Genomic DNA, 12850 nt, shown 5'->3' on the forward strand with positions numbered 1-12850 from the left:
TACACACTTCAATCAACCTTTTTATGTAAAATTTCGCATGTAATCACCATTCTTGCTGCGTCGTACAGAAGGAGGAAGGAAAATTTTGTCGAATAGTTCTTTATAATGATGACGAAAAAAATTCTACTCACATGTACCTTATTTTTGATTATTCTGACGATCCCCCGCCTTCTTTGGCTCTACTTATATGTAGCTCCTGATCAGCCGCACGCTGTCAAGGGGACGTTAGACTTACGCCAGGGCGAGGCGATTAAAAACCATTCCATACGTCTTGAAGGCGAGTGGGAATTTTATCCTGATACCTTGCTTGAGCCCGGCAACGAAAAAAACAGCTGGCTGACACAATACATACGCGTTCCCGGCGATTGGAAGACATCGACAGAAAACGGCCATACATATGGGTTCGGCTCTTATCGCCTGCGGATTCTGGTTGAACCCGACGCAGGCCGCATCTACGGCCTGCACCTTCCCGATGCCCATGCCTCTTCGAAAATATATGTAAACGGGCAGCTGTTGGGGGACAGGGAAAGCCGGCAGAAGACCGGCAGCATTATATTCCATCCAATGCTCCTTACACCGCTTATTTCACAGTGGAACATACAAAGGAAATTGAGCTGGTCATTCAGGTGGCCAATTTCGATCATCCGCTGAAAGGCGGCCTTGTGGCGGCGCCTACCTTCGGCCTGGCGGCGCCTTTCGGCAATCATCAGCGCTTAGCTGAGGATATTGCCCTGATCGCCTGCATCATCTACTTGTTCCATGCCGTTTACAGTGTGGTGTTATTCTTTGTCGGAAACAAAGACCGGCGGCTGCTCTACTTCGCGCTCGCCATTGTTTGCGCCGTGCTGGGCACATTAATCGGGGAAAATTTGCTGTTTAAGTGGCTTCCTCTTTCTTTTGAATGGGGGATAAAGGTCCTTTGTTTAGCAGAGCTTCTGAGCGGCTATGTTCTGCTGCAATGCACCAAGCATTTGCTGCCAGATGCATGGCGCACCAAATGGAGCAGCAGGTATGCGGGGCTGTGCGCCCTGTTAGCCCTTGCTATTCTCTGTTTGCCCGCTTCCTATAACCTGGCGGTGAAAGGATTCTATGAGATCGTGATGCTGGTCCCTTGCTTATTGGCGGTATTCTTCATGTACCGCACGGCGAAACAGGTCGATAAAGACCGCATCTTCTTGCTGTTCTCCATCATCGCCGCGGTGAATAGCCTCGTCTGGCTGCTCATTACGAAAAAGCTGGCTCTCGATATCCTTTCTTATCCGATCGACCTTGTCATTTCGTTGACTTTCTTTGCTGCGTACTGGTTCAAAAAATACTTCCGCCTCCTCGATCAGTCACAGCAGCTGGCGAGCGAGCTGCGGGAAGCCGACCAGCTGAAAGACCAATTTCTCGCCACGGTTGCCCGCGAAGTGCAACAGCCGCTGAACAGCATGCTGCACATTGCCCGGGCAGTGAAGGAACGAGAAAAAAGCAAGCTGGACAAAGCAAGCGCAGGCGACCTTGACTTCATGCAGACCATCGGGCAAGGCATGTTTGCCCAGCTCAGCGATCTGGTCGATTTGGAGAGATTGAAGGAAAACCGCCTGACCCTTTACCAGAAGGAGGTATCTGTTCAAGCAGCAGCGGCAGCGGTGTTTGATATGCTTCGCTACATGGCGGGAGGGAAAGCGATCAAACTCACTCATCGCATCCCGGCCGGCTTCCCGCTGGTGCGGGCGGATGAAGAGCGGCTGACGCAAATCCTGTTTAACCTTCTGCACACAGCTCTCAAGCATTCCGAGACCGGAGAAGCCGCTGTCTATGCCGCCAGCAAAGACGGCTGGGCCGAAATTTCCGTAGCCGGAAGCGGCATAGAAGAACGCTTTCGACGCAAAGGAGTTGACTTTGAGGAACAATCGGCGGAGCCTGGCGGTTTCGGATTGGAGCTGACGATTTGCCGCCAGCTCGTGGAACTCCATGGCGGGACATTGAGAATACACGCCCATCCTAATGAAGGAGCCGTCTTTGTATTCACGCTTCCAACAGCTGGTCCTAACACCCAGCCGGAAACAGCCGCAAGCCGCGAGCCGCAACAGGAGGTAGCCTTTGAAAGTGACAGCTTTTTGACGGCCGACGAGCAGCCGTCCGCGATCGACCCGATCCGTCTGCTCGCTGTCGATGATGACCCAGTGAACTTAAAAGCGCTGGAAAGCATTTTTTCCACCGCCCCTTACTGCATTGCCACAGCTGCGGACGGGCCACAAGCACTGGCGATGCTCAAGACCAACGAATGGGACGCCGTGATTATCGACACGGTCATGCCGGAAATGTCTGGGTATGAGCTCACCCGGACGATCCGCGAGTCCTTTTCCATCGCAGAATTGCCGGTTCTGCTGCTGACGGCAAGAAGCCAGCCGGAAGACATCATTGCCGCCTTCCTGTCGGGAGCGAACGATTACATCAATAAACCGATCGAAGGCGTGGAACTGAAAGTCCGCGTCGATACACTCACTAATTTAAAACGGGCTGTAAACAAGCAGCTCCGGCTGGAGGCAGGATGGCTCCAGGCGCAAATTCAGCCGCACTTTTTATTTAATACATTGAACACGATCGCTTCATTAGGGGAAATCGATCCCGCCAGGATGACCCATCTCTTAGAAGAATTCGGGAATTACCTGCAACGAAGCTTCACCTCGAAAAACTTAGAGCGGCTCGTGCCGCTCGAACACGAATTGGAGCTTCTCCGGTCGTACCTGTTCATTGAGAAAGAACGCTTCGGCAAACGCCTGGCCATCATCTGGGACATCGATCCGGCCATCAAAATCAGCATCCCGCCGCTCTCCATCCAGCCGTTAGTCGAAAACGCCATCCGGCACGGCATTCTTAAACGCATCGAAGGCGGAACCGCCCGCATCCGGCTGACAGACCAAGGAGAGCAAATCGAAGCAGCCATTATCGACGACGGCGTCGGCATGGACGAAGAAACCATCCGCCAGGCCTTGGCCACCCCGTCCAAACAAGGTCATGGCGTCGGTCTTTATAACACCAACCGGCGCTTAAAGCAGCTGTACGGCCAAGGACTAGACATCAGCAGCCAGCCGGGGCAAGGCACCGTGATTCTCTTCTATCTCCCGAAACAGCCGAACGCTTGACTCGCTATGGAAGAGAAGCAATGACAGAAACAAGCGCATTCACCAATTTCACCGGACAACAAAAGAGCCGGCGCTCCTCGTTCCGTCTTGGAACGAGGAGCGCCGGCTTGTTGGCTTGGTTGAAAGAAGAGACTTGGAGGATGGAACCGATTGTCGCCTGAGACAGACTAACATATAAATGATTTTATATGATAAAAAACGACCGTGTGCTGAGAACACTCAGGAGAAGTAACTCTCCTGCATTCTGTAGTCGAGAGCAGAGGAAAGTTACTTCTTTTTTTCTATTGGTGACGAGTGCAACAACTCCCACTATAGCTATTAGCACTGTCACTAGAATGAGGTTAAATTGAAATAGCTTATTCATTGCTTCATACATCCTCATATCAAACACTCCCTTTAAGAAAGGGAGTGTCAAACCGTTCATCCACTTTATATACTTGTAGAGATTAAATCTATGAACATCTAAAAGGAAAAAACCCATAGAGGTCTTTATCTCCACATAACTTTCCTCTATCCAATCAGTCCTTCAACCGCGCCAGACATCTAACGCCTCTAACAAAAAACAGCCAATCATCTTTTTATAGACAGTTGGCTGTTTTCTTCAAAGAACGAGAGTCGAAACCCTTGGCCTTTTGTTTTATTGCTTTAATGTAGTGAGAGACTGATTCCAATTGTCCAACAAAACATCACGGAACAAGAAAAGACCCGCTTTCACTAAATGTGAAAACGGGTCTTTTACTAAGTAACTCTAAACTCTCAAAAGTGCTTTATTTTATTACTGAGCAACCTTTACACTTACAGGAGTTTTAACTTTATTTCCAGCAGTATCTTTAACATCAACAGTTGAAGCAGATTTAACTGTTAAACCTTGAGAAAGTTCATCAGGTGTGATCGCTTCAGACACAGTTAGTTTTAATGTATTCTTAGCACTGTCCATAGCTACTGATTCAACTGCTAGAGTCTTAGTAGACTTCGATGTAGCATTTCCAACAAATAAATTGAAATCTTCATCAGCAGTTGTTGTTGTATCATAAACTTTTTCGCTAAATGTTAAAGTAATTTCGTCTTTACCTGTCAATTGTGCACTTGTGATTGTTGGTGCTACGTTTTCATTTAATTTCACAATACCCTTGTATTGATCCATTACAAGTCCAACTTTAGCTTTAACTCCGCTAATTATAACTGCACGATCTCCAGATAATAGATTTGAATCTTCTTTTAATTTCAATGTAACTTTTTGTTTGCCGGCATCTACAGGGCTAAGAATTGCTTCTTCGATTACTGCGCCAGAGATATTGTAATTCTTAACATCTGTTGCAGTAGCGCCATCTACTTCTTTATCAAAAGTAACTTCTACAGCATTGTTATTACCAACCACAGGCAATACGGAATCTACTACAGGTTTGCTTTGTTCAGGTGTATCTCCACCACGAGCAAATTTAATTTGAGTTTTAGCTAACTCATTATCTGTAGTATCTGTGATTTTTTCTAAATCAACAGTGTATGTTGCACCGTTTTTCAATGCCGCAGTGTTAAACTTAGCAGCATCTAGTAAAATAAACAATTGTTTGCTATTTCCTTCTACTGATTTTAGGCCAGAGAGGTCAATAGTTCCAGTAGTAGTAACTAGATCTTTATCTTTTTGAATAGCATTTAATGCTGCAACTTGAGTTGGTTCTTTCACTTCTTCATCAAAAGTAAGTACCAACATTTCTTTTCCGGCACTATTCTTTTGAATTTCAGATTTTACAAGTTTAGGAGCTACAGTATCCTTAGCAAAGTTTACAACTTTAGAGTAAGCAGCTAATTTTTCACCAGAAAGATCTGTTACTGCGTTTTCATCAATTGTTACTGTGTGCAGTCCAGCTGTAACTGCCCCAATTGTAACTGTGTACTTAGTTTTGTCAGTTTTATCTTGCTCAACATTTGTAGCTGGAGTACCATCAACTTTGATTGCATCTTTTGATAATGTTTGAATTTCTTCGCTAAATTTGATTTCAAACTTATCAAGTCCTAGTGCTGTAACGGATGAAACTGTAGGAGCCACACCATCTTTTGCACCTTTTGTGAACTTAACTGTTGTTGGGTTTGGATTGATTAAGTTATCAGCAGCATCTTTTGCGCCAACTACTGTTGCCACAATCTCTGTTCCAGCAGCCAATTCAGCATCAGTAACTGTGAGCGTTACTGATTTCTTATCAGCACTTAAAGCTGATACAGAAACTTTGTCATTTGCATCGTTTCCATTAGCAAGTTTAAATGTCCAAGCACCTGCTGATGCTAATGGTTCAGAGAATGTAACAACTGTTTCCATAGCATTTTTCTTTTCTACTGAAGCAATTGCAGGAGCAGTTACATCTTTACCAAATGTAACAACTTCTTTAAACTCAGCTACTTTTTCGTCCTTAGTTGTGGACACATCTTTAATATTTACATCATAACGACCTTCGAAAAGATCAGCTGTAGTAACTGTTACTGTTTTTCCGTCTTCACTTAGAACGGCTTTTAAACCTGTAACTTGTTTACTATCTAAAGAATTAAATGTAACGTTGATTAAATTGTCGTTACTATCAATTACAGTAGATTTTTTAACAGCTTTGTTAAACTGAATTTCAACTTGCTTTCCGTTAATCGCCATTATTCTTGAGAAAGCTAACATCCTGATGCTAGTTTGTTCTTGATTGAATAAAACCCAGAAATCAATATTTTATAAAGCTTCCTTTTAGATAGCTTGCAAGATCATTGCACAAATAAAATTTGTATATCAACGATTTCAAAAAGGGGTACTCTTAGAATAGATAACTAAAAGATATTTTTAATTATTAACCAACTTGTGCAAGAAACGTCATTATTATATCTCTTAAGAATAGACCACCTTAATGTCTTTAATTTTACCTATAACTAGTGGAGCTAGCTGCACATATTTTCCATCAAGCTATGCGCAGTTCTATCCCTTATATCAGCGTTTTACTTCATCTTTTCGCGTCAAGCTTCACGTTGCTTATGTCAAGCTATGCGCAGTTCTATCCCTTACTACATCAACGTTTTACTTCATCTTTTCGCGTCAAGCTTCACGTTGCTTACGTCAAGCTATGCGCAGTTCTATCCCTTATATCAACGTTTTACTTCATCTTTTCGCGTCAAGCTTCACGTTGCTTACGTCAAGCTATACGCAATTCTATCCCTTACATCAACGTTTTACTTCATCTTTTCGCGTCAAGCTTCACGTTGCTTACGTCAAGCTATGCGCAGTTCTATCCCTTATATCAACGTTTTACTTCATCTTTTCACGTCAAGCTTCACGTTGCTTACGTCAAGCTATGCGCAGTTCTATCCCTTATATCAGCGTTCTACTTCATCTTTTCGCGTCAAGCTTCACGTTGCTTACGTCAAGCTATGCGCAGTTCTATCCCTTATATCAACGTTTTACTTCATCTTTTCGCGTCAAGCTTCATGTTACTTACGTCAAGTTGCTATACTTTGTCAATGGTTATCAACATTTTACCTTTTAATTGGAAGACTCTTCTCCACTATTCAATATATAATGTAAATTAGGATCTCGGTTTGAGGAAGCTATCTTCTTAATAAGTTCTTTCTCCTCTAACAACTTAAGAATTTTACGAGCATACTGCGGACTTTTCCCTAGAGCTTCAGCAAGTTGTTTTGTTTTTAACTTATCCTTTTCGTAAGCCAGTTCTAAAGCTACTTTTTCATCATCAGTTAGACTTTTCCAATTCCTATTTAAAATCGTAGAAATTCGTTCTTCCCTTCTTCTTCTACGCATTACAATATTATTTTTAAGAGTAAGAATTACTGAGGTATTGGTCTCAGCATATAAAGGCGGCTCTAAAAAAAATTGCTCCATATCTCGATAAATCCGTTTAACACCTTCATTCAGCTCCCGTACCCATCCAAACTCAGTTAATGCACGGGCTATTTTAGGGTTCCTTGAGTAGCGTGTAAATTTGATATTCTCAACGCTCACTATATTGGGAAGTTGACCTGGACTGTGGATTTCTAGCCTATCATCGAACATAAATATCTTAATATCATCACCGTGTATATTGTAAGCTCGATGAGTAATAGCATTAATAACTCCTTCTTGCCAAGCAAAAGGAGGATATTCAGGAACTGTAATGAATTTTCCAGTATTAGTATCTAGAGCAGTGAACTCCCTCAACTGTGTATCAATAAATTCTTTTGATTCATCAATTAACTTAGGTATCGGAGCCTCAAACACTTTTTGTTTAGAAATGTTCATCGATGTTCCCACTTCAGCTTTTGTTCCATCATAGCGAAAAAATCTTAATTTTGCGCTCGGAACAAAGGCCGTTGGGAACTTTGCAAACATTAAAGCACCACCAACAGTTACTTGTACTTCATTATTTACTCTTCTTACAAACCCTCTTGCTAAAAGAAGCTCTTCAAAAGTTCCTGTAAAATTTAACAAACTCCTATATTTATTTAAGACATCATGATCAAGATCATCTAACCTGCAATTTTCAGCAATCCGCTCTTCATACAAGCGACTACCCTTGTCATATTCAATATCTATCCTTTGTTCAAAAGTCAGCTTTTTTGTTTCATCGCCTACTCTTAAGAACACCTCATCTGCTTCAGTTTTATGGACTTTATCAATACTTGGGTCTATGTGAAGTAAGATAATTTCATCTTTTTTTCCATTGTTTTTCATGACTTCAATGTTCTCGTATTTATAGTTCACAGATGGAAAACACTTTTCAAAACCACACTGAATAATATCATTAACTTTTGTGTTTCCTTGAGAGAGAACACCTTGGATTTTTCCATCTTCAATACCCACAGCAATTAATCCACCGTCAGCATTAGCAAATCCCACAATCGCTTCAGCTAGTTTATTTATTTTAATTCCTGCTGACTTACGATCAAAAAATTGGTTTTCATTGGTCGTTAATAAGAAGTCCATTGTTAGTGTAGTATCATATTTAGAAAAGCTCATACTTTCCCCCTCCTGCAATTATTACAGCAGAACTGTTTAATAAGAGCATATCACAAGCGGATAACATATTAATCATTTTCTCCTTAATATCCTTCAATTAAACAATACTAGACAACATATTCCATTAAAAACATCAATACAAGCATCTCTTAACAAACAAAAAGAGCAGTAATGGACTATTATTAGTCTTTAATCGTTCCTTTTACTTTTATAATCCACCTAATAAACGTTAATACAAACGTTTCACAACCAAAGAAAAGACCAATATGGGACCAATAAATGAACTATTATTAGTCCTAAATGGTCCTTTTTACTTTTATAGGCCCGCCTAATAGCCATTAATACAAGCAAAATCTCACGACCAAAGAAAAAGACCAATATCGGGACCAATAAATGAACTATTATTAGTCCTAAATGGTCCTTTTTGCTTTTATAAGCTCACCTAATAGATGTTAATACAAGCAAAATCTCATGACCGAAGAAAAGACCAATATTAGGACCAATAAATGGACTATCATCATCAAGCTTCGCATACACACGAAGCTACTTCGCACAATTTGACGCAACTAACGCGGCAATCAAACGGATTAGAAACACTAGCTTCGTACATACACGCAACTGCTTCGCACAATTTGACGCAAGTAAAGCGGCAATGAAGCGTATTAAAGACACCAGCTTCGCATATTCACTCATTAGCTTCGCACACTTTAAAAAAAAGAGAAGTAGGTAACCTATTAGAGCGAATGCACTACAGCTTAATTCTCTATTTTTCGCCGTGAACAAAATAAGGATCCTTGCGATTAAAAACAAGGATCCTTTACGTATTAAAAACTGTAGGTTTTGATTTTAGATAAAAATAAACTGATTACGATGATCAATAGTTCCATAAATATTTAAATATTCGAGTGGCTTTTTGTTATTTACAAACTTTGATTGGCATCTAATCATAGAATATACAACCATCTCTTTTTTGCCTTGTTCTTGCTTCTCTTTAATAATATCAATGATCTTTTGATCATGAATTGTATACGAAACTGTAGGTTTCCGCAGTACCTCATCATTGTTATTTTTAGGTAGAAAAGCAGAGTTAAACTCCAATACATAATAACCATACTTAGCCCTTAAATCCTTCAGTTCAAACGTTCCCTGGATACAGATTGGATAACCATTATTTTTCTTATGTTTTTGGAAGCATTTATAGTATCTGTCTCGTACATAATAGAAATCACCCCATTTAATAATGCTCCCCTTACATTCAAGCGTAATCATTTGAGACAATTCTTTTTGATCATTTAAAATTGCTCGCAACGCCATAAGTTTTCTTAATGTCCGTATGCTGCCACTATTATCGGTAGCTTTTAAATGGTCCTTATTCGCTACATAAGGTCGACTTGATTTTTTAGGTTGGTTATTCTGCGGTTTAATGTTTGCTAAAGGAATGCCGATATTAAATTTATACATCTTTTCATCAAGCAATTTTAACGTTCCATCAGACTTATTTGCTATTCGTTTTAATTCAGATAACACATCATAAACACAATGTTCTTTATGTGGCTCCAAATGAGATTTCATTTTAAAATGACCAGATACCGGTGTACCATCTTTTCTTGTAGTACTTCCTACAAATTTCAAATCAACTCCACAATGTACACATGAATAGGACAGATGATTGAGCTTTTTTCTCTCAGCTTCTCCAACACTAACCGTAGTCAAAGTGCCTTTTATATAAGCCTCTTTAATCATTACCATTAGACAGTCCTTCATCTCCCTTAAAATTTCATTCCAAACCAAGCCCCTGTTTACATTCTTCTCAACGACTTAATCAACTCTTCATGAGACGGATCTACATAAATCGCTGTCGTATTAATACTTTCATGTCGAGCAAGCCGACGAATGATTTCGATTGGTGTATCATTCAAAGCAAGATTTTTGCAAAAGCTATGTCTAAGTCTGTGCGGTGTGATCCCTTCCATCCCAGCTAGGTCACCGTACTTTTTCATAAATTTTTGGATTCCTCGAGTCGTTATTTGCTCCGATCGCTCAGATACAAATAACCAAGGGGAGTTACGATGGGAAGCTTTTTCACATTCACCGCGCAACTTTAGCCACTGCTTCAAGTTACGAGAATATTTATGAACAAGTGTAACAACCGCATACTTCCCTTTTTTTCCATCCCGCACAATAACCTTTACATCTTTGCCAGTCAGTGAAATATCCACAACCGCAAGATCAACTACTTCTTGCACACGTAGCCCCACGTATAACATTAAATCAATGATCGCTAGATTTCTTGTACGTAACCAATCACTGGGCTCAAGTTCAGCATAGCTAATAAAACGTTCTTGCTCGGCTGACGTTAACCACTTCGGCTCACCACTATCGCTATCAGCAATCGCCACGCGCTTTATACGAGTCATAGGATTTTCTTTTATATAGCCAGCTTCCTCTAAAAAGAGGAAAAAAGAATTCAATGCTGTGATATACTTATTGACTGTTGCTGGGTTTAACCTTTTATCATGTCGAAGAAAAGAAATATATTCTTTTACGTCAATTGGGCGTGCGTCAGTGATTGATGCCTCGTTACCACTCCAGCTGCAATATTCTCTAATTACATGATGATAGGATTGAACAGTCTTGTCATCTTTTCCCTCTTCTTTCAGGTGAAAAATATAAGCATCAATAACATTCACCATACCACCTTCTTTTTTTCGTACTGCGAACTAGCCATTTATCTTTTTATATCGTACTGCGAACAGTAACAAGACTATTATTCTTGTATTGTTCGCAGTATTGACATTCTACGAATAGATACATTCATTATTTTTGAAACAGAGCTTTTACTTCATGACGATAGCCGTGCTTCATTAAAAACTCTAGAATGGCCGATTCGAATATTTGGCGTTGCGTAATATTATTCTCATAGGAAAAATCAAGAACCAGTTGATTTAATAAATGACTTAGCTGAACATTTTTGTTTTGGGCGATTCCTGGAATAAGATACCGTGGGATTTGATTAATAAATGAGTCGGATACCTGTTCTTCAATCACCTCATTATTCTTCTGTTCTTGTAGTTCTTTCGATTCTGCATGGGCCATTGGGACGTAATTTCTAATCTTGTTATCCCATTCATAATGCTTCTCCTTCATATAATCTGCCAAGGATCGATGATTCGGAAACAGAAGCTTTTTGGCCACTTCCTTGGCATCATGCCCTGCTTCAAATAGGGCGATTATTTGATTGATTTTCCCAGGGTGAACAATTGAGCCATTTACTTGTTCTTGAGATATTTTCTTTTCTTTTGGTACATAATTTTGAACCTCTTTATCCCACGTATAACCGTGCCGACGCATATACATGTCTAACGAACGATAATCACTATGATTTAGTCCTATTGCTAACTCCTCTCTGCTAATACCAGCGTTCAGTGATTGTAAAATGTAATTTGTTCGATCTTCTTTCTGTAGTTCAGCTAACATAGTAAATTACACTCCTTTCTTTACAATTGATTAACGGCTTCTCTTAAATCATCTGTTTGAACATTCAGATAAATGCTGGTAGTTTTCAATGAAGCATGGCCTAATAAGTGCTGTATGGTAACTACATTCGTTCCTTTACTCAATAAGTTTGTAGCAAAACTTCGACGTAATGTATGATTAGTTACTTTCTTGGTCCATCTAAGTTTCTTTGCTGCCTTTCGCAATTGCATATTTACATATTGGCCAGATAATCTGCCTGTTTTTTTAGTAGCGAAAAAGTAAGGAGAGTCAGAGTCTCTTTCCGTTTCAAGATATTCTAATAAATACGGTCGTAAAGATGCTGCCATTGGCACCGTTCGATTTTTCTTTCCTTTTCCATTTACGACGTATATTAAACCATTCTCAAAATCAACATGCTCCATTTTCAATTCAACAGTTTCATTGATCCGCAACCCTGTTTTCAACATAAAAATAATCGATGTATGAATAATAGGATGTTTAATAGTACCAAGTAGTTCTTCTATTTCTTTTTCAGTAAGAGAAACCTTTTGTTTTTCAATCACTTTAGCGCTATCAATTGTTGCTGCAGGATTTCGTTCGATCCATCCTTTTTTTAATGCATAATTAAATAGCGAACTTACACTAGCTAAATAGCGATTTCGACTTCTCGGTTGCAAATTTCGTTCTTCAGCTAAATAGATTAAGTATTCTTCAAGGTCATCACGAGTAACATCATCGAGGTACACTAGACCATTTAGATGTCCCTGAAGAAATCGATTGAGAGAATTTAAATCTTTTGTATATCCTTTTATTGTTTCGGAACTATATTCATTCATTTTCAAGTAAGTCAAATAGGCTGTTTGTGCTTCTTCAAATAACATTTCACTCATTCCCTTCAAGAAGATAAATGACGACACTGGAATCTGTAACCAAAAGCACCAAAAATGAGCGCTCGATTGTGCACGTCTAAATAATCGATCTGATGAAGATTTACATGATGATCTGCATCGTATAAATGAAGCGCAAAATCTAATACAAACTTTTCAGATGTTGACCACGGTGCCGATAGCTTTTTCAGTTTTTCTTTCTCAATATAGCCGTTTTCTTGATCTACACAATCTAAATATTTGGACAGTTTTGGATGCTCTAAAAATAAGTGCATCATTGTGTCCCAATTTCGATCCCCAGTTAAATTCACCGAATTCATAAAGTACACCCTTTCAAAATTATAGAATTACCCTTTCTTTCTTTTTTATTGAAAGAA

The 12850-nt window shown here is 40.0% G+C and carries 9 protein-coding genes; 2 read left to right on the plus strand and 7 right to left on the minus strand.

The features are described 5' to 3' along the window. Positions 1-105 precede the first annotated feature (105 nt). Both B1A98_RS20195 and B1A98_RS08280 read left to right on the plus strand, forming a co-directional pair. The gene (locus B1A98_RS20195; RefSeq protein WP_125474351.1) at positions 106-651 is read left to right on the plus strand and encodes a hypothetical protein; all 546 of its coding nucleotides are present in this window, start codon (positions 106-108) and stop codon (positions 649-651) included. Beyond that, complete coding sequence (locus tag B1A98_RS08280) at positions 627-3131, plus strand: ATP-binding protein (protein ID WP_125474350.1); 2505 nt, start codon at positions 627-629, stop codon at positions 3129-3131. The genes B1A98_RS20195 and B1A98_RS08280 overlap by 25 nt, the downstream gene beginning before the upstream one ends. A gap of 775 nt (positions 3132-3906) precedes the next feature. On the opposite strand, the gene B1A98_RS08290 is transcribed toward B1A98_RS08280, so the two are convergent. The 7 genes from B1A98_RS08290 to B1A98_RS08320 all read right to left on the minus strand — a co-directional run bounded on the left by B1A98_RS08290 (position 3907) and on the right by B1A98_RS08320 (position 12793). Beyond that, positions 3907-5769 carry an Ig-like domain-containing protein gene (locus B1A98_RS08290; RefSeq protein ID WP_082821705.1) on the minus strand — a complete coding sequence of 621 codons (1863 nt, stop codon included), beginning with the start codon at positions 5767-5769 and terminating at the stop codon, positions 3907-3909. Between the two features lie 870 nt (positions 5770-6639). After that, entirely contained in the window at positions 6640-8109 is a 1470-nt protein-coding gene (locus B1A98_RS08295) for an ATP-binding protein (protein ID WP_063384546.1), read from the minus strand. Positions 8110-8955: 846 nt separating this feature from the next. Next, positions 8956-9858, minus strand: coding sequence for a hypothetical protein (locus B1A98_RS08300; RefSeq protein WP_063384545.1), 903 nt, complete (start codon positions 9856-9858; stop codon positions 8956-8958). Positions 9859-9908: 50 nt separating this feature from the next. Beyond that, the gene (locus tag B1A98_RS08305; protein WP_063384544.1) at positions 9909-10802 is read right to left on the minus strand and encodes a tyrosine-type recombinase/integrase; all 894 of its coding nucleotides are present in this window, start codon (positions 10800-10802) and stop codon (positions 9909-9911) included. A gap of 124 nt (positions 10803-10926) precedes the next feature. Continuing rightward, positions 10927-11586 carry a hypothetical protein gene (locus B1A98_RS08310; RefSeq protein WP_063384543.1) on the minus strand — a complete coding sequence of 220 codons (660 nt, stop codon included), beginning with the start codon at positions 11584-11586 and terminating at the stop codon, positions 10927-10929. A gap of 20 nt (positions 11587-11606) precedes the next feature. Next, on the minus strand, positions 11607-12467 hold the full coding sequence (locus tag B1A98_RS08315) for a tyrosine-type recombinase/integrase (RefSeq protein ID WP_063384542.1): 861 nt from the start codon (positions 12465-12467) through the stop codon (positions 11607-11609). Between the two features lie 14 nt (positions 12468-12481). Beyond that, positions 12482-12793 (minus strand): hypothetical protein, encoded by a 312-nt coding sequence (locus B1A98_RS08320; protein ID WP_063384541.1) that lies wholly within the window; start codon positions 12791-12793, stop codon positions 12482-12484. Between the last annotated feature and the right edge of the window lie 57 nt (positions 12794-12850).

Source organism: Pseudobacillus badius (assembly GCF_002189605.1).
Classification (GTDB): Bacteria; Bacillota; Bacilli; order Bacillales; family Domibacillaceae; genus Pseudobacillus; species Pseudobacillus badius.